Here is a 17,909-nt window from a genome sequence, read left to right on the forward strand (position 1 = left end):
CCAAATTAATCAACCTAGTAGATGTCAGGAGCTTCGGCGTATGAAAACCTCCCACCCCCCAACTAATCCATAAGCTTCCTTAAATGCATATCCTGGCAATTTTAGAGTATGAGCTATTAATGTACGTAAAAAGTGTTGTTTGAACGTCGTTTCGACGATAGAAGGGGTTGAGCGGAATACGCTGAATTCTCCCTCTAGTGGCAAAATATGGATGACGTTGTTCCAAAACCTTGCGCCTAGGTCGTGAACGTGAGCAGGATAAGTAAAGTCAAATTTAATATTGACCGATTTAGCTATCTTTGACAAAGGCGTGACATAAGGTGTTCTTGCGTAAAATATGCCGTCTTGTGTCAGTGAGGCCAGAAGTTTAGCGAGAATTTCACGCGGTTCGGGAATATGCTCTAACACCGCGCTGGCAACAACAAGATGCATTGTTTTGTCGGAAATTTCCGTCAGGTCGTCTGGGCGCGAAAACCGTATGCGATTATCCGAAGTTTCAATTGTGCTTTTATTGTAGTCAATAAGCGCAATATTGACTTTTGTAGCTCCAAGCTTTATAAGCTCGTGTGCAATCTTAGCTGAAATTGACCCGTCACCACCACCGTAATCGAGAATCGAAATATCTCGACCAGTGAGATCGCCCAGCGCTGGCTTTGCATGTCGTACTATGTGGCAAGCCATACGGTCTGGCGCATCTAATGTAATTTTTTCCTCTTTATCATCAAATGAATCGTAATATCGAGAATAGTATTTATTTAGTGTTTCTGGTTTGGGCATTCTTGAAGCAGACGAGGCATGGCATTTTTGACAGTGTAGAAGGACTACATCAGGACTTTCCTGAAGATTCGCTACTGGTGTTCTTTGAGTCGATTCGCAAAAAGTGCAAAAAGTGCTAGGTGCTAATAAATCATGCTCTAGCAAATGAGCTGATTGATGGAATAATGTAGCCTTCAAATTATTTTTTTTCATGATTTTTTTCCAAAGTGTAATTTTTCTCAAGCTCAAGGAGTTCTCGCTTGCGTGTCTTCAAGCGTTTGGCTGGAACTCCAAAGTAAACGGACCATTCCTCGGTGGACTTAGTGACCAAGCTCATTGCGCCGACGGAAGTCCCTTCTTCCAAGGTGACACCAGGGAAAATAACCGATGAGACGCCGACGATAGAATGGCGTTTAATGTAAACCGGTAACTTGGTCTCATTCTTGAATTTGTCCGGTACTGTTGGATTCGTCAGGGTTCGACCAGAATAATCGTCAGATTGAGCGAAAACATGGCAGCCATATGCCAAGCCACAAAAGTCTTCGAGCGTGACCCCGACTTCGCCGCCCCCGACATTACAGAACACTGCGATATGAACGTTCTGGCCGATAGTAACCTTTCCAGAAATTACACAAAAATCATCAATGCGAGAGTCATCACCAATCTCCATAAGCTCTGGATTATAGATCGACGCTTTGTCGCTAATCTTGACATTGGCGCCCAAGTATTTGAAACCAAGCGCGGCCAATGATTTTTCGTTTAAAAATGCCAAACCGCGTCTCCTTAATTTTTTATCAAATTTCTCGTAGAGTCCGCGACTGGTGACTTGCTTTTATTCATTAAAAGTCACCCGTCTAACGATGTACAACGGTCGCTTCTTGCTTTCGTCGAAAGTCTTTCCGAGATAGACACCAAGCATTCCGAGAATTGCGATTATGATTCCACCGATAAAATATAGCGAAACAAACAGGCTGTTCCAGCCTGGTATGGATGAACCATATATCAATGCATGGCTAAGGATGTAGGTCCCATAGCAAAATGAAAAAAATGCCATCAAAAAGCCAAATCGAGTAGCCAGCCGTAGTGGTTTGTCAGAATGAGCAATGATAGTTTCAGAAGCTAACTTCCATAGTTTCCCGAAAGTGTAAGTCGATTTTCCTTCGAAGCGTTCAGCATGCTCAACATCTATACTGGCGGTAGGGAAACCGATCCACTGCACTAAACCACCAAAGAAGCGCAATTGCTCGCCCATACGACGGAAGTTCTCCACCACCTTGCGTGACATAATGCGGAAGTTACCGGTTTCTCCATCATATTTAGTGTCAGTCAAATAACTAAATACTTTATAAAAAAGCCAAGAGGATACACGTTTCAATGGAGGGTCGCGGCGAGAGCCGCGCCGCGCTAAGACTATGTCATAGCCCTCCAGTGCCTTGGCGTACAGGCGTGGAATTTCTTCAGGACGATCCTGCAAGTCGCAATCCATCACGACAACCCACTCGCCCTGGCAAATATCTAGCCCGGCAGTGATGCCGTAGTGCTGCCCGAAGTTGCGGCTGAACTGCATGCCTCGCACCCGCGGATCCGCTGAAGCTAGTCGTTCGATCACATCCCAAGACGTGTCACCGCCGCAGTCTTCGACGAGCACAATTTCAAAGCTTTCCGATATAGTTCCAAGCGCGGTCTTCAGGCGCAGGTAAAGCTCGTCAAGGCAGCTTTCGGCCTTGTACACCGGGATTACGACGGAAATCAGCGGGAATGTCATGCGTTTACTTTCCATATGTTGTGCACGGCGATAGAGTGCGTACATCGCGGGTTTGATACCGGTTGCGCCAGTTACTATGCGGGATAATGAACATGAGTTCATCCATGCCGACAATCATATCGAAGCAGCCTTTCCATTTAATACAGCTTGGCTAATAGGTAAGGACTTTTTCAAAGGAGCCTCCTTTTCACGCAATGCATAACAAGCGTCTAGTGTCTCTTTTTCTGTCGTAGGCGCGTACAAAGTTTGAACGCGGGCTGCGGGATATCCTCCCGCCCCCTCGGCTGTTTGCCATGATCCCATTTGTGTGTAATTTTTCGGAAAGTCAGCGCCTAGGCTCGGCAAGACTCCGAGCGGGATGCTGCGAGGGCCATCGGATTCAAACAATACCCACGCGGTTGCGATTTTTTCGCAGGAAGTTCGGTTTAAAGCAGCTTTTGCAAGTTCCGAACTGCCTGAGTATCCGCCAATGGTCCAAGCTTGGCCGATATTTTCCGCCCTTAGTGCATAAAGAATTCCAGGCGATTGACCTGTCATATCAATTACTGGTGTGTTTGTAATGAAACCTGCGCGCAGGGCAGCGCTCTTCGCGTCTTCAAAGTACTTTGCGTATCCATTGGATAACACAAGGGTTGAACCTGGCATTCCGACTTCAGTGGCAGTATCGTTTAGTCTAAGTGCTTGAGTTTGTCGATATGGGAACTCTAATCCTTTCTGCAGCAGCGTCGCTGTTAAAGACTGCACCGCGAGAATAACGGGAACTAAAAACAAAAAATCGTTCCTGGCGCGCGCAAATGGACTCAATAACATCAGACCACTAAACAGCCAAAAAATAACGACGTTCCCCCCGGCTTGCCAATAATTGCCATTCGTTCCAAATGCATAAATGTACGGCATTACTAAAAATAGCAATGCGGTGCTCCATCGTTCTGCAGAAATACCGGTATGCATTTTTTTCGGACTAAAAATAACGCCAACTGCGATGATCGGGAAAATTATTCCCCAGATCACCAGTTCTTGAAATTGACCAAATCCTGCAGTCTTTGAAGTTAAACCAAGAGTAAAAAATGCAGTAATACATAAAAACAATGAAGATGATAAAATCGAAAGGGTTCGCAATAAGTGTTTTTTTGAACAAGCAAGATATATAGAGATGAAGGAAACGATGGACAAAAAAGGAACTGCAAATATTTCGCGGAGCCCCAGTGCAAAGGTATCTACGCGAAGGATGTGTTCAAGCGTATGCCCACCACCTAAAAACTTACCGAACTCAACGCCCGTTTTTAATCTGTTCATGAAGTTGATAATGGATCCGTCAATTAACAAAGCGCTGGTGAGAAGTAATAGAAGAGCAGTTGATAGCGCAACGAAAAACATGCGGATTGAAAATTTTCTAGATAGAATTAAATAAAATAAGACGCCTATGCCCAGTGCAAGTGCGGTGCTTGGTTTTGCCATAAATGCAAGCCACCCTCCGATACCAGTCAGAGTCCAACCAACAATGCTTTTTACAGACTGGCCTTTTTTAGACAGCATCAAACCAATGGACGAAATCAGCAACGCTTGGAATGCCAAACTGTTGTAACTCGGGGTGGGTAACCAAGAGTCAAATGTAATAAGAGAAGCTGTGGCAAGCCCTAATGCTGTGATATGCAATGTGACTTTCTTTTTGTGTGGCTCATTTGTCAAAGAGCTTAGTACGAAATAAGAAAGAGACCAAGACAACCCAAATGTTATTAATATATTAACTTGTCGAAGGCCAGCAATGTCTCCATTCAGTAACATATATAGGAAGTGATACACAAACCCAAATTGAGTTGCCGACCAATTGTATAAGTATGGGTTGGCTATCCAGACTAGATAAAAGCTTTCGTCTGTGTAGTCTATCCCATAGTTACTGAATTTTAGGACCCATGTTAATATTAAAATCGTTCCTAAAGCACAAAACGATAGAAGTGTGCGTTCAAATCCAAAGATTTTTTTTTGATTTTTTTTGTCGATTTCAGCGTGTTGCACGATTACCTTCACTAGGTTGACACTGAGAGGCCGACTATATTACGGCCACAAGGTTCCTCTGTCATCTGGCTTCGGCAAATCCTCGCGGGAGTTTCGACGATGCTGTGAGCGACGTGCGATACCGACCACGGCACACTCGACGATGCAGAATCGCAACACCTCTCCGGTCCCCGGGGATCAGGATGACTACGTTTCTAAACCACTCGGGGATGCCTACAGTTGTCCGACGCTGAAGCATTCTGTCACCGTGAAGCCCCGGCGAGGTCGGTGTGTGCTTGATTTTTTACCGTTTCACGCAGCGAGTAACCGCTTTACGGTAGAAGCCATTTTCGAGCGCTAACAACGAGTGGAGGAGGTAAAGATTCTAAGGATTTTCCTTGGGCCACTGTGAACTATTAGGTGGTTGGGCAAGGGGCTAAGGCGTGATATTTTGATGCTGAAAACGGATGTGTATACCCTGATGGCATGGATGTTGAAATCACCATTAATGAACCGGTTTTATTTTTGAAGTGTAATGAGACATCTTATGACCATAAAGCTAAGTGAAGAAGATATGCGTGAGGCGCTATTCGGCGTATCAGATAAAGCAGAATTAAAGACGCCATCTTATTTCGCAACTACTTTAAAGCAGCAGACAAGCTTAACGATTCGAAACATTGCTCGACCTGGCTCGCCAAAGCTAAGAGTTGTGCTGCGAGTTACCAAGGAGTTCGAGGGGGAAGTTGAGGAGTTTACATACTATGCGAACACGTTAAGTACATTAATGGCTGAGCACGAGGCTAAGGCTGAGGCAAAGAAAAAGTTTAAGTATTCCGAATTGGTGTCGATCACGCCGATTTAGCATTTATAACATTATGTGCATCGGATGGTTGAGTTTACTCAAAAAAATTAACCTGTTTGGGCAGTTAAACGCGAGGTCGATATGCGTCTTTGGTCGTCCAACTGGCGGTGGCGTTAGGGCATTTTTAGGGCAGAAAGCGGGCCGCTACGGACCGCTACAGGCTTCAGGAAGTCTCAATTTTTTCCGGTTTTCGTAGCCAGTAGCGGTCTTATGGTCTAGCGTAAGGGGTTCGAATCCCTATCCTGCGGCCGTTTCGGTAAATACTTCAAAAAATCTTAGAAAGACTCGACAGGCTTTTTGGCAGCAGCCGTCACCTTGTTTGATTCAAGCTTTGGAAAACTGAAACGAATAATCAGCGTCGATTCAGCACCCTCTCCTGCAAGCAGAATTTCTGCCGCTCGGATGTTGTCTGGAGAGGCCTGCATCAAACTGGCGATGTTGGCATATTTTTTGTTTCGATCTACGCCTTCAAAAAAGGTGTAGGTCATCTGACCACCACTCAACGCGCCGGCCTCATAATTTGAAAGCTTGGCTGCAAACTCTTCACGATTAGAGGCCTTAGCCGCTAACTGGACGACATCCAATTGAGACTTGCCATCTGACAAAGCAGAAAGGCTAAATGTTTTACCGATAGATCCGACGGTTGTGGCGTACAAGCTTTGGTCAAACGGAGTGAAAAGAGACACCGTGACTAGCTTCAAATTAGAAAAAATCAACGCGGCGGTGAATTTGTGACCAAGAAAGTCCACATCATCAAGGCACATGGCGGTGCCGCCAACTTCGGCCGAGCAATCGTAGTAACCGTTAGCCTGCGTATAGCCGGATAGTGCAGATTCATAGGCGTAGCTCTTGAACAAATTCTCGCTCGCTGAAGCACTCAGGACACCACTAGACAGCCCAATACCGACGAGCACGCCTAAGATTTTTTTATAACTCATCATCATCCAATCCCTGTTGATAAAAAACGAAGTGGCCAGATGCTATCAATTTTACGTCCACATTGTCCTTATCAATTCCATCGAGCGACTCATGCGCCCACCATTCTTCAAGCCTACCTAAGGGGCTGCAGGGCTTCCGCATCGCGTTAGTAAGGGGTGTTGGTGTAGGGCAGTGTCTGGATTGGAGCGACAGTTACGGGCGACAAGATTTGCTAGTGGCGGCGGCCAATGTGAAGGCAGTGGTACGAAAGAGGTACGCGGAAAATAACCACTTGCTGCAAGCCTTTATCTATAAGGGCTTCAGAATTAGATGTTCCAATCCATCATTGGTGCAACGGAAAAGCGACGGGAGGGTGAAGCTGCTTGTTGGGACATTGGGGAATCTGAATTGGGAAGGCGAAGGGCCGCAGTTTATCAGGGATGAGGTGGTGGTGTTTGAAGTAGCTGACCGTTCTGGTTCTTTGTGTCCTAGAGGGCTGAGGCCTTTTCCATCAAGAAACCGCCGTGGCTGAACAAAAGCTGTCGTCCTGCGAAGTTTCATAATCCCCCGCGCACGCACGGCCTACGATGACGACTAAAGCTCGCATCACTACGCCTCTAGCCCACAGGAAAACCGAAAAATGATCTCAAACCTCTTCAAAGTCTTGCTGATCGGTGGTGCGTTGCTGTTGAGCGCCTGTTCGGGTGTGAGCACCCATAACAATTATTCAGAAGACCTGCAGCCGTCTGCCGGTTTTGGCCCGGGCCCCACCAACAACCCCGGTAAGTTGAATTTCCATGGCAGTGCGCTAGGTAACAGCTTCGGCGAGTACAGTTCGGGGTTGTTGCACGACGACTAGGTTTGACGCAACGGCGCGGTATACCTGCCGTTGCGTGTTCTCCGAGGGGGCGACTACTGCGCAGTCGAACGCAGGCTTCGCAAGCAACTACACGAGATACGGCTATTTAGTCTCAGGCGTTGCTATCCACTCACCCAAAACCTTCTGGTAATTCCCCGTCACCTTAGCCAGGTGCAACCACTGATCCACATACAACTTCCAAGTCACGTCATCACGCGGCAGCAAATACGCCTTCTCCCCATACTGCATGAACTGACCCGGATTCACCGCGCACAATTCAGGTTTCAGTTTCTGCTGATACAGCGCTTCCGACGCATCCGTAATCATCACGTCCGCCTTCCTGTCCAGCAGCTCCTGAAAGATGGTCACGTTGTCGTGAAGGCTCAATTGCGCCTTGGGCAGGAAGGCGTGAACAAAAGCTTCATTGGTACCGCCAGCCGGTTCGACCAACCGAACCGAAGGCTGGTTGATTTGCTCGACGGTCTGGTACAGCGCCTGATCCTCGCAGCGCACGAGGGGGACTTTACCGTCGATATCCAGCGTGGTACTGAAGAAGGCTTTTTTCTGCCGCTCAAGCGTGACGGAGATCCCACCCATGCCGATGTCGCATTTACCTGCCAGCATGTCGGGCATCAGGGTTTTCCAGGTGGTTTGCACCCATTCAACCTTGACGCCGAGACTGTCGGCCAGCGAGCGGGCCATGGCGATGTCGATTCCCGAGTATTCACCGTTCTCGGCTTTAAACGTATAGGGCTTGTAATCACCCGTGGTGCACACGCGCAGTTGGCCTTGCTGAATGACGTTGTCCAGATGCGAAGGCTCTGCCTGAGCGGCAAACGAGAAGGCAAGCAGCCCGCCGAGCATCAATTTGCGTTTTGCAGTTTTCATAGTTATCCGGCTTCCATGATGGATTTGATTAGTTGCTCGGCGAAACGCCTGAGGCGGTGCCCAGCGGAAAATAAACACTAAACACCGTCCTACCCTCCAGACTCGAACTCACCGAAACATCCCCGCCATGCGCCTGGGCGATTTCCCGAACAATAAACAACCCGAGCCCCACGCTCCGCACGTCACTGTCAGTCTCGGCACCTCGGGTCATCGGCTCGAACAGCGCAGCCATCAATGACTCGGGAATAGCCGGCCCGTGGTTTTGCACCAATACAACGGCCTGATCATCTTCCACGCGGGAAGTAATCGTGATCGGCCGTTTCAGATCTCCGTAGGCCACGCTGTTGGCCACCAGGTTGCCAATGATTTGCTGCACACGATCAGCATCAAAAACAGCAGGGCCGGAACCAAAAGACGCGTGCAGCAGAATCGCGTCAGGAAACGCGACGCGCAGTTCGTCGACGCTGCGACTAACAAATGTATGCAGGTCCTGCGAGGTACGAACAATCGCAATGCCACTCCCCACCCTGGCCAGCGCAAAGTCCAGCAGATCAGCAATCATTCGCTCGGCGCGGTCCGCCGACTGGGCGATGCGGCCGAGCAACTTGGTTTCCTTGGCGGTGCGGTCGCCTCGGGCGAGGATGTCGGAAGCCATTTTGATCGCGGTTAGTGGGTTTTTCAGGTCGTGGCTGACGATGGCGACCATTTGCTCGGCGAACGACGCGCGGCGCTGGGCCTTTTCGAAAGCCAGGTTCAGTTCGGCCTGGGCTCGCTGAAGCGCGGTTTCGGCGGCGGTTTTTTCGTGCAACAGGCCTTCGGCGATTTTTCGCGCGTTGAGCAGTTCACGTTCGTACTTGTCGCGGTCGGTGGTGCCGAACAGCGCCAGTTCATTGAACGTGCCGTTGGCGTGTTCGGGAGTTTAGATAGTCGCGGGCACCAGATCACGCGTTGTCACCTGGAAAGTGGGCGTCAACGGTTGGTTGTGGATTTCGCCGCCGTCGCCACGGTCCCGCTACCACAATTGATATACGAAGATTTCTTCAACCAGCGCTGATCCGGGTAGTACGAAAACAACAACTGCCCGCCTTTCATCGAATCGATCAGCTTGTGCGCAATCGCCGGCCGTACAGCCGGGCAGCCCAGGCTTCTGCCGATTCGGCCGTTCACCCGCGCGAGCACCGGACTGACGTAAGGCGCGCCATGAATCACGATTGCCCGGTCAAACGCATTGTCGTTGAAACCCGGCTCCAGGCCTTCCATGCGCAGCGAATAACCGTTCTGCCCGACATAGCTCTGTTGCGTGCGATACAGCCCGAGACTGGTGGCAAAGCTTTCATTTTGATTGGAGAAGTTGACGGCCATGTTTTCGCCGCTGTTGCGACCATGGGCGACCAGTTCATGAAACAGCAACTTGCGCTTCTTTAAATCGAACACCCACAGGCGCTGTTCGGTCGAAGGCAGGGAATAATCAATCACCGCAAGTCTTTGGACAGGAGCAGCACCTTGAGCGATGCTGCATTGCGAGGCGCGAACGGCGAGGTTAATGACGTTGGCGTTGGCTTTCGGGGCCGCTTTGATGAGGGCGGCCGCGAGCGAATCGGCGTAGGCTAACGGTACGGACATTGCAGTCAATAGCAGGGCCGGCAGCAGATAGCCAATACGTAGTGGCGCCATATAGATGTCTCATCATGTTAAGTTCGAGTCTAGCAGTGCATTGAAAGCCAGGCGTTGAATGCGGGAGATTAAGGATTATCCATGGTGCTTTTAACAAGGTTTTTCGTCATAAGCCGCGTATTTTTTATGGGCTTTCTGATCAGCGGCACGGCGCTTGCGGAAACTTCGCCGATTGAGCTGACAATTGCGCCTAGCTCCGTTATCGAGGCCGCAGCGGACGACAACGTCGGTCAGGCGATTCAGGCTTCGCTTGAGCCGCTGAAAACCGCGTTTCCGCCGTTGCTGACCTCGCCACGTCATCGGCGGGTGGATGTCAGCCGTCTGGTCATGGATTTCTATACCCATCGCGCTTATCGCGCAGCGTGGACGAATGACAGCGACGTCACACAATTGATCGCCGGCTTGAGCGCGACTGATGCCGATGGTTTGAACCCGACGGATTTTCATATTGATGAACTGATCCGATCCCAGGCCACGATGCAGACCACGCCGGTCACGCCCGAGCAGCGGGCGGCCTTCGATTTGGCAACGACGCATACCTTTATTACTGCGCTGCTGCAATTGCGGCGGGGCAAGGTCGATCCTGCGCGGCTCGACATTCATTGGAATTTTGACGCCAATGGCGTCGACCCGCGCGACGATGTCAATGCGTTCTTCGCAGCGCTCGACAATCACGATGTGGCAAAGGCTTTTGCTCAAGCGCCGCCGCAAGAAGCGGTGTACGGGGGGTTGCGTCAGGCGCTGGCGCAATTGCGCGGTATTCGCGATCGGGGCGGCTGGCCGAAGGTGGTTGTAGACCATTCGCTCAAACCTGGCATGGACGAACCGGCTGTCGCGCAGTTGCGCGCGAGGATGGTCGCGGCAGGTTTTCTCGATCCGCGATTGATCCACGGCACGAAGTACGACGGCGCCGTCACCGCAGCGGTAAAAAAGTATCAGAACGAGCAATACCTCGGTGCGGATGGCATGGCGGGGGCGACCACGCTGGCGGCCTTGAATGTGCCGGTTGACGCACGCATTGACCAGGTGCGGGTGAACATGGAGCGGGCGCGTTGGCTGCTTTACAAGCTTCAAGGCACGTTCGTTATCGTTGATATCGCCGGTTACAAAGTGGCGATGTACCGCGATGGTCAGCCGATCTGGCGATCCCGGGTACAGGTCGGTAAAACGGCGCGCAATACACCGATCTTTCAGGCGCAGATTACCTACATCACGTTTAATCCGACCTGGACGGTGCCGCCGACGATCCTCAAGGAAGACGTGCTGCCGAAGATCCAGAGCAATCCCGGTTACCTGGCCGCCAACCGAATTCGCGTGATCGACCGCGAAGGCAACGAGCTGGATCCTGCGGGCGTCGACTGGACCAACCCGCGTGGCATCAGCTTGCGCCAGGATGCCGGACCCGAGAGTTCATTGGGCCAGGTGGTGATCCGCTTTCCCAACGACTACGCGATTTATCTTCATGACACGCCGCATCGCGAGTTGTTTGCCAAGACTGTCCGCGCAACCAGTTCGGGCTGCATTCGGGTGGAGAACCCGCTGCAACTGGTGGAGTTGTTGTTCAACGACCCGGTTAAGTGGAGCAGCGCCGGTATTCAGAAACAGCTGGCCAATGGCAAGACCGAGAACATTCGGCTACCGGTGAAAGTGCCGGTGTTGTTGGCCTATTGGACAGTCGATCTGGGCAGCGACGGGCGCGTGGCATTCAAACCGGATGTGTACGGCTACGATGAACCCGTGCTGCGGGCGTTGAATCGACCTTCGCAAATGCCGGTGTTGAATCTACATGCGGCGACGGCATCGGTGGGGACGGGGCAGCGATAGGGGCAGGCTCAAATTACAAACTGCGTCTTGAATAACGATTTTCAGGTATGCAATTTGTCCAATGCCTCAAGAATTTCGGGTGAGTATATTCTCCGAGTGACGGCGGATGAGATCGACAAGTTGATCTGACGATGTTCGCGTTTTCTCGGAAAATACAACCGATTTAATCATTTAGACTCACTGTCGCGGTATGAGTGTGATTGCGGTTATGCCAAGGTAAGGCATGTTCTGTCGGCCAGTTGCTGATCAGATAATCCATCCCAAAGGAGTGGGAAGATGAAAAAAATCTCAGCAGTAACCGTGTTTATGATGCTGACGTTCGGCAGCATGGGTTTAATTAACGCTCAGGATCTAAAAAAACCAACGCCCGTATCAGTAGCCGGGGTATTCGACTACTACCTGTTGACGCTGTCTTGGTCGCCTACTTACTGCCTGACTCATCGAGATGACGTGCAATGTTCCGGAAAAGGTTATGGATTCGTGCTACATGGTCTTTGGCCACAATACACTAATGGTGGTTGGCCGCAGTCCTGTGCGCCGAGGACACGTTTGTCGCCGGAGCAGCGAGCAAAGGGGTTGACGTTGTTTTCGACCGAAAAGCTGCTTGAGCATGAATGGGCCAAACATGGCACTTGCAGCGGTCTAGGTGCGATGGGTTACTTGCAAGCTTCGGACACTGCCCTCGGCGCGGTGAAGATTCCCGAACAATTACAACCGTTCAGCACTTCGTATTACTTCAAGGCCCAGGAAATTGCGCAAATGTTTCGCCAGAGCAATCCCGGCCTGCCGGAAGATGGCATTGCAGTGATTTGTAAAGGGCCCGAGTTATCAGAAGTTCGGGTGTGCTTGAGTAAGGATCTTGAATTCGGCGCGTGTGGCAAAGGTGTTAAGAGTCAGTGTCGAGCGGGTGAAATTCGCGTTCCACCTTCACGGTGAGCGCATCGGCAATTAGGAGAAGCGCTCCACGGCAATGTCGTGGCCGGCGAAGGCCAGCCCGAAGCGACCGCGTTCTACATCCACGCGCGCCTGCACAAACAACTGCCGAGGGTGAAAGTGGCGTTCCACACGCACATGCCTTACGCCACGGCGTTGTGCTTGCTGCAAGGCCCGCCGTTATTGTGGCTGGGGCAAACAGCGTTGAAATTCTACGGGCGTACGGCGGTGGACGAGGACTACAACGGCCTGGCGCTCGATGAGTCCGAAGGTGACCGGATTGCCAGCGTCATGGGCAATGCCGACGTCCTGTTTCTGAAAAACCACGGCGTGATCGTCGCAGGGCCGACCATCGCCGAAGCCTGGGACGATCTGTATTACCTGGAACGCGCCGCCCAGGTGCAACTGATGGCGATGGCGACCCCGCGCGATCTCAAGCCCGTGCCCCCCGCCATTGCGCAACGTGCCTACGAGCAAATGCGCCTGGGAGATGCCGAGAGTGCTCAAGCACATTTACACAGTGCGATGCGACGCCTGTCCAAAGGACAATTGCCCCGCACCATCCCGTAGACTAAGCTCGCAAACATTAAGGGTTTTGGGCCTTCGCCCATGCCTTACCCTTGCAGGACGAGCTTTTGCCTATCTCCAGTGACGACCCGCGCCACGCCAGTGGCGTCAATTTGAAACGGCTACCCCTGCGCAAGGCGGCGGTGCTGTTTATTGTGGTGGTGTGTTTGTGCCTGTGTGGTTTGCTTTATCTGCAACTGGAGCAATCGCGCCGGCACGATCTGGCGGTGGCCGAAGTGGCGTCATCGAACCTCACGCGCGCCATGGCGCAGCAGGCCGAAGACACGTTCATGAAAGCCGACCTGGTACTGACCAGCCTGGCGGACTGGATTCAGGTTGATGGGTTCGCCCCGGCGCAGATCCCGCGTCTACAAAAAACGTTTGCCCGACGGGTGCAGACACTCAGTCAGTTGCACGGGATCTTCCTGTTCGATCAAAAGGGGCAATGGGTTGTCACCTCATTCGAGGATTTACCCCGTGGCCCCGGCGTGGCGGACCGCGATTATTTCCTGTTTCACCAGCAGAACGTATCGTCCCTGGCGCACATCGGCCCCGCGATTCGCAGTCGCGTGAATGGCGAGTGGATCATTCCGGTTTCCAAGCGGGTGAATGACAAGGACGGCCATTTCCAGGGCATTTTGCTGGCCGGCATCAAAATGTCCTACTTCGATCAGTTTTTCAAAAGCTTCAGCATCGATGACGACGGCTCCATTTTCCTGGCGCTGACCGACGGAACGCTGCTGGCGCGACGGCCGTTTGTGGAATCACAGATTGGCCAGTCACTGGCCAAAGGAGAGATTTTCAGCAAGTACCTGGCGGGCGCCATGTCCGGCAACGCCATGATCGGTTCTGTGCTCGATGGCACCGTTCGCTTGCATGGCTACCGGCAACTCGACGCCTATCCGCTGGTGGTGTCCGCGGCCTCGTCCAGGGATTCGATTCTCAAGGGTTGGTATGACACGGCGTTTAAATCCAGCGTTATTGTGGCGCTGGTTGTGCTGGGCGTGGGGCTGTTCGGTTGGGTGTTCGTGCGCCAGGTGCGCCTCGGTGAACGGGTCGAGAAGGATTTGCGTAAGGCCAAGGAAGCGCTGAAGTTGATCGCGACCCATGACAGTCTCACCGGCCTGGCCAATCGCCGACTGTTCGAGCAGGCGCTGGACCTCGAGTTTGGCCGTGGCATCCGGCAGTCGAGTTCGCTGAGCCTGATCATGCTCGATATCGATTACTTCAAGCGCTACAACGACGCTTACGGCCACGTCGCGGGTGACCATTGCCTGGCCGAAGTGGCGAGGGTGGTGAAAAGTTGCTGCCATCGAACCACCGATCTGGCGGTGCGTTACGGCGGCGAGGAGTTCGCCGTGTTGCTGCCGAATACGGATATTCATGGCGCGATGGTCATTGCCGAACAGATCCGCCGCAGTGTCATGACCTGCAGCATCAACCATAGCGGCGCGCCCAGCGGTTACGTGACGGTCAGTCTCGGTTGTTATGCCTTCGTACCGACGCGTCTGGACAGCATCGAAGTGTTCATTGAGCGCGCAGACGCGGCGTTGTATCAGGCCAAGCATTCCGGGCGAAACCGTTCGGCGGTGCTGTCGATGGACGGTGGCGTCGGGGAATTGATGCGCTCGGATCGTTGAGATGAGGTCTGCTCAAGCGCCCCGTAATTTGACCTCATGGGTCGCTTACGCGTGTTCAGCTACCGCCTGTTCCGCCTCCAGCGCCGCCGTTTCCACCGCCCGCCGCACCGGTGCCGCCACCTGCACCTGAACCGCTGGTGCCGCCCGTTCCGCCCGTTCCGCTGGAGCTGCCGCTTGATGAACCCGAACCGCCGTCGCCCTTATTGCCGCCGTCGCCGCTGTGGCCGCCGGAAGGTTCACCGGGATTATTGTTGGGCGCCATCGTCGATCCGCCCGTCGATCCGGATTTGGTGCCGGTGGCGTCTGCGCCGTCACCCGTCGCTGCGAAAGTGCTCGCGGATGCCGCCGCCAATAAGCTCGCCAGCAACAGTGAAGTGATTTTGATGTTCATCAGGGTGCGTCTCCAAAGATGAGTCGTTACCTGATGTTGGTGTGAAGGGCTGTGGGGTTGGTGCCGATTGGATGACGAGCGGTCGCCGAGGATTAGCTGCGACCGATTCCGTGGCCTTTCGTGTGGTTTCCATGACCGCGGTTTTCTCGACAGATAGGGCAGGCATTGGGCGCCCGTTACGCCGAGATTCCGACGCAACCACCGGAATGCCTGGATGTCACACACTGAACACACATGTCCGGAGCGCTGGCCCATGAAGAATCTGCGAATCGCAACGTTCAACGTCAATGGCATGCGCGCCCGGCTGCCGAACCTGCTGGCCTGGCTGGAGCGGGAGAAACCGGACATTGCCTGCCTGCAGGAGCTCAAGTCGGTGGACAGTGCATTTCCTGCCGCAGAACTTGAGGCTGCCGGCTACGGCGCGATATGGCAGGGTCAGTCATCGTGGAACGGGGTGGCGATTCTGGCGCGGGATGCGCAACCACTGGAGAGTCGACGTGGTTTGCCGGGCGACGACGGTGATACCCACAGTCGGTATCTGGAGGCCGCCGTGCATGGTGTCCTGGTGGGCTGCCTGTATCTGCCAAACGGCAATCCGCAGCCGGGGCCGAAGTTCGATTACAAGCTGGCCTGGTTCGAGCGGCTGATCGCCTACGCCAAGGATCTCCAGAGCAGCGAACACCCGGTGGTTCTGGCCGGCGACTACAACGTGGTGCCGACTGACCTGGACATCTACAACCCGCGGTCCTGGCTCAAGGATGCGCTGCTGCAACCGGAAAGCCGCGAGTGTTATCAACGATTGCTGGATCAGGGCTGGACCGATTCCCTGCGCCATCTGTATCCGGAGGATCGGCTCTACACCTTCTGGGACTATTTCCGACAACACTGGCAGAAAAATTCCGGGTTGCGCATCGATCATCTGTTGCTCAACCCGGCACTGAGTCCTTACCTGCAAGAGGCCGGCGTCGATGCCTGGGTGCGCAACGAGCCGCATGCCAGCGACCATGCGCCCACGTGGATTCAACTGGGTTCGCGCAAGCGCCGTTGATTTTCCGTGAGTGGCGATTGGCGAAATCAATTGTCGGTCGAAGCGCTTTATCCCTTATACATGGCGCCCATCGGCGGAAAGATCCGCGGCCCCGTGCATAAGGACCGAGCAATGAGCGAGCCACGCCTGAACAATCTTGCGTTGTACCTGCAACGTCTGGGTTTCGACGCGCCACCGGCACCAACCCTGGAAACCCTGCGTCAGTTGCAGTTTCGTCACACCGGAGTGTTCCCGTTCGAGAACCTCACCACGTTGTCTGGCGATCCGGTACTCATCGACCTGACGTCCATCGAGCAAAAAGTCCTGCACGATGGCCGTGGTGGTTACTGCTACGAACTCAACAACCTGTTCCTGGCCCTGCTTCAGGCGTTGGGCTTCGACGCTTGCGGCATCTCCGGTCGCGTGGTCATGGGCCAGCCCGAGGGTGCTTGGACCGCGCGTACGCACCGCTTGAGCCTGGTCACCCTGGAGGGCGTGCGCTACATCACCGATGTGGGTTTCGGTGGTATGGTCCCCACCGCGCCGCTGCTGCTCGACACTCCGGACGAGCAACTCACACCTCACGAACCCTATCGGATCGAACGCCACGAAGACGGCTACACCCTGCGCGCCAACGTCGCCGGTGAATGGCGACCGATGTACATCTTCGACCTGCAACGCCAGGAAGACATCGATTACACCGTCGGCAACTGGTATGTCTCAACCCATCCCGAATCATCTTTTGCCAAACAGCTGATGGTGGCGCGGACGGGGGAAGGTTGGCGGCGCACGCTGAACAACGGTAGTTTTGCCATCCACCGGATCGGCAGCGAGAGCGAGCGGCGGCAGATCGTGGAGGTGGCTGATCTGGTCCAGTTGCTGGAGAGTGAGTTCGGTATTCGGGTGCCTGAGCACGCACATTTGAAGCAGGTGCTTGGGCGGTTGATCGAGCCGGCCTAGGGGCGAACGTCAGGCTCCATCATTCGATGGATTTCGCTGACGGCGTCCAGCAGCTTTTTCTCCAGGCTTTTCAGGTCGGAGGGCGTTATCCCTTTTTTGAGATGCCCGGTCTCTGCAGACTCTTTTTTGCCACTGAGCAACGCGTGTCGCAGTGTGTTGTTGATCACCGTCTGGTACCCATACCCCTCGCTTTCCGCGAGCGCGCGAGCGGCCTCTATGACCGCTTCATCCAGCATGATGGTAATGCGGGTTTTGCCTTTGACGGGAGCAACCGCCCCACGCTTGGCATTGCTGAAGTCGTATTCATCTTTCATCACTCAAGCCTCCAAATATTGACGACGCTCGTTTTTCGTGGCGAGACGCGCGGAAATGATTCGAACGAAATTCGGATCGCGGTAGGTGTACGCGACGACCAGCAAGCGAGCTTTGGCGTCCAGTCCCATGATGATCCATCGTTGCTCGTCATGAAGATCATCCTGGAGCGTCAGCGCCCGTTCGTCATGGAACACGGCCTCAGTCTCTGCGAGGCTGATGCCTTGGTGCTTCAGTTTGTTCGCCGCGTTTTTTGCCTTGTGATACTGAATTTCGAATAGCTTCATTATGCATACTTTATATGTATAAAAAAGAGGGCGATCCTACCGGTGGTCGCCAGGAACTCAAAAGACTAGCGGGGGATGTGAGGGGGGGCTGGGACGGATATATTTCAAGGTTTATTGAAGGATGCTGTGAGTGAAGCGCTGGGTGAGAATGGACACATGTCCATAATCTGACTGATGAGTTGTATACAACTCTATAGACATTTGTCCTGTGTCTTGAATACAGTGTGCGCATAACAAAAACCAGGGAACCC

At 53.1% G+C, this 17,909-nt stretch carries 17 protein-coding genes and 2 pseudogenes; 8 read left to right on the forward strand and 11 right to left on the reverse strand.

Translation table 11 applies throughout. The annotated features are described in order from the left end of the window. Positions 1-24: 24 nt before the first annotated feature. From ACA066_RS09665 to ACA066_RS09680, 4 genes are all read right to left on the reverse strand, one after another. The gene (locus ACA066_RS09665; RefSeq protein ID WP_497699019.1) at positions 25-969 is read right to left on the reverse strand and encodes a class I SAM-dependent methyltransferase; all 945 of its coding nucleotides are present in this window, start codon (positions 967-969) and stop codon (positions 25-27) included. After that, the gene (locus ACA066_RS09670; protein WP_497699020.1) at positions 956-1,528 is read right to left on the reverse strand and encodes an acyltransferase; all 573 of its coding nucleotides are present in this window, start codon (positions 1,526-1,528) and stop codon (positions 956-958) included. The genes ACA066_RS09665 and ACA066_RS09670 overlap by 14 nt, the downstream gene beginning before the upstream one ends. A 60-nt stretch (positions 1,529-1,588) precedes the next feature. Then, the gene (locus ACA066_RS09675) at positions 1,589-2,521 is read right to left on the reverse strand and encodes a glycosyltransferase family 2 protein (protein ID WP_497699021.1); all 933 of its coding nucleotides are present in this window, start codon (positions 2,519-2,521) and stop codon (positions 1,589-1,591) included. Positions 2,522-2,635: 114 nt separating this feature from the next. Continuing rightward, positions 2,636-4,537 (reverse strand): hypothetical protein, encoded by a 1,902-nt coding sequence (locus tag ACA066_RS09680; protein ID WP_497699022.1) that lies wholly within the window; start codon positions 4,535-4,537, stop codon positions 2,636-2,638. 526 nt (positions 4,538-5,063) lie between these two features. Between ACA066_RS09680 and ACA066_RS09685 the strand changes: the two genes are divergently transcribed. Next, positions 5,064-5,378, forward strand: a complete 315-nt coding sequence (locus tag ACA066_RS09685; RefSeq protein ID WP_497699023.1) for a hypothetical protein — start codon at positions 5,064-5,066, stop codon at positions 5,376-5,378. Positions 5,379-5,653: 275 nt separating this feature from the next. Here the strand turns inward: ACA066_RS09685 and ACA066_RS09690 are convergent, their stop codons facing one another. Beyond that, on the reverse strand, positions 5,654-6,316 hold the full coding sequence (locus ACA066_RS09690; protein WP_497699024.1) for a hypothetical protein: 663 nt from the start codon (positions 6,314-6,316) through the stop codon (positions 5,654-5,656). Positions 6,317-6,936: 620 nt separating this feature from the next. On the opposite strand from ACA066_RS09690, the gene ACA066_RS09695 reads away from it, so the two are divergent. Continuing rightward, the gene (locus tag ACA066_RS09695; protein WP_497699025.1) at positions 6,937-7,155 is read left to right on the forward strand and encodes a hypothetical protein; all 219 of its coding nucleotides are present in this window, start codon (positions 6,937-6,939) and stop codon (positions 7,153-7,155) included. 102 nt (positions 7,156-7,257) lie between these two features. On the opposite strand, the gene ACA066_RS09700 is transcribed toward ACA066_RS09695, so the two are convergent. The 3 genes and pseudogenes from ACA066_RS09700 to ACA066_RS09710 all read right to left on the reverse strand — a co-directional run bounded on the left by ACA066_RS09700 (position 7,258) and on the right by ACA066_RS09710 (position 9,717). Beyond that, on the reverse strand, positions 7,258-8,043 hold the full coding sequence (locus ACA066_RS09700) for a transporter substrate-binding domain-containing protein (protein WP_497699840.1): 786 nt from the start codon (positions 8,041-8,043) through the stop codon (positions 7,258-7,260). A gap of 28 nt (positions 8,044-8,071) precedes the next feature. Next, positions 8,072-8,956, reverse strand: a pseudogene (locus tag ACA066_RS09705) (sensor histidine kinase); the annotation flags it as partial. 56 nt (positions 8,957-9,012) lie between these two features. Continuing rightward, on the reverse strand, positions 9,013-9,717 hold the full coding sequence (locus ACA066_RS09710) for a murein L,D-transpeptidase catalytic domain family protein (RefSeq protein ID WP_497699026.1): 705 nt from the start codon (positions 9,715-9,717) through the stop codon (positions 9,013-9,015). 81 nt (positions 9,718-9,798) lie between these two features. On the opposite strand from ACA066_RS09710, the gene ACA066_RS09715 reads away from it, so the two are divergent. The 4 genes and pseudogenes from ACA066_RS09715 to ACA066_RS09730 all read left to right on the forward strand — a co-directional run bounded on the left by ACA066_RS09715 (position 9,799) and on the right by ACA066_RS09730 (position 14,681). Then, positions 9,799-11,541 (forward strand): L,D-transpeptidase family protein, encoded by a 1,743-nt coding sequence (locus tag ACA066_RS09715; protein ID WP_497699027.1) that lies wholly within the window; start codon positions 9,799-9,801, stop codon positions 11,539-11,541. A gap of 276 nt (positions 11,542-11,817) precedes the next feature. After that, positions 11,818-12,477, forward strand: a complete 660-nt coding sequence (locus ACA066_RS09720; protein ID WP_497699028.1) for a ribonuclease T2 family protein — start codon at positions 11,818-11,820, stop codon at positions 12,475-12,477. 27 nt (positions 12,478-12,504) lie between these two features. Continuing rightward, positions 12,505-13,044: pseudogene (locus ACA066_RS09725) on the forward strand (aldolase); the annotation flags it as partial. A 65-nt stretch (positions 13,045-13,109) separates the two neighbouring features. Beyond that, positions 13,110-14,681, forward strand: a complete 1,572-nt coding sequence (locus ACA066_RS09730) for a sensor domain-containing diguanylate cyclase (protein ID WP_497699029.1) — start codon at positions 13,110-13,112, stop codon at positions 14,679-14,681. A gap of 55 nt (positions 14,682-14,736) precedes the next feature. Here the strand turns inward: ACA066_RS09730 and ACA066_RS09735 are convergent, their stop codons facing one another. After that, entirely contained in the window at positions 14,737-15,075 is a 339-nt protein-coding gene (locus tag ACA066_RS09735) for a hypothetical protein (RefSeq protein WP_497699841.1), read from the reverse strand. Between the two features lie 250 nt (positions 15,076-15,325). Here ACA066_RS09735 and ACA066_RS09740 point away from each other — a divergent pair, with 250 nt between their 5' ends. Together ACA066_RS09740 and ACA066_RS09745 are read left to right on the forward strand one after the other, a co-directional pair. Beyond that, the gene (locus ACA066_RS09740; protein ID WP_214382051.1) at positions 15,326-16,120 is read left to right on the forward strand and encodes an exodeoxyribonuclease III; all 795 of its coding nucleotides are present in this window, start codon (positions 15,326-15,328) and stop codon (positions 16,118-16,120) included. Between the two features lie 111 nt (positions 16,121-16,231). Continuing rightward, the gene (locus tag ACA066_RS09745) at positions 16,232-17,059 is read left to right on the forward strand and encodes an arylamine N-acetyltransferase family protein (protein ID WP_497699030.1); all 828 of its coding nucleotides are present in this window, start codon (positions 16,232-16,234) and stop codon (positions 17,057-17,059) included. Here the strand turns inward: ACA066_RS09745 and ACA066_RS09750 are convergent. Next, positions 17,056-17,373 (reverse strand): BrnA antitoxin family protein, encoded by a 318-nt coding sequence (locus ACA066_RS09750; RefSeq protein ID WP_497699031.1) that lies wholly within the window; start codon positions 17,371-17,373, stop codon positions 17,056-17,058. The genes ACA066_RS09745 and ACA066_RS09750 overlap by 4 nt on opposite strands. Before the next feature lie 3 nt (positions 17,374-17,376). Beyond that, the gene (locus ACA066_RS09755; RefSeq protein WP_497699032.1) at positions 17,377-17,658 is read right to left on the reverse strand and encodes a BrnT family toxin; all 282 of its coding nucleotides are present in this window, start codon (positions 17,656-17,658) and stop codon (positions 17,377-17,379) included. Positions 17,659-17,909 lie beyond the last annotated feature (251 nt).

It is taken from the genome of Pseudomonas sp. LBUM1651 (assembly GCF_059716135.1).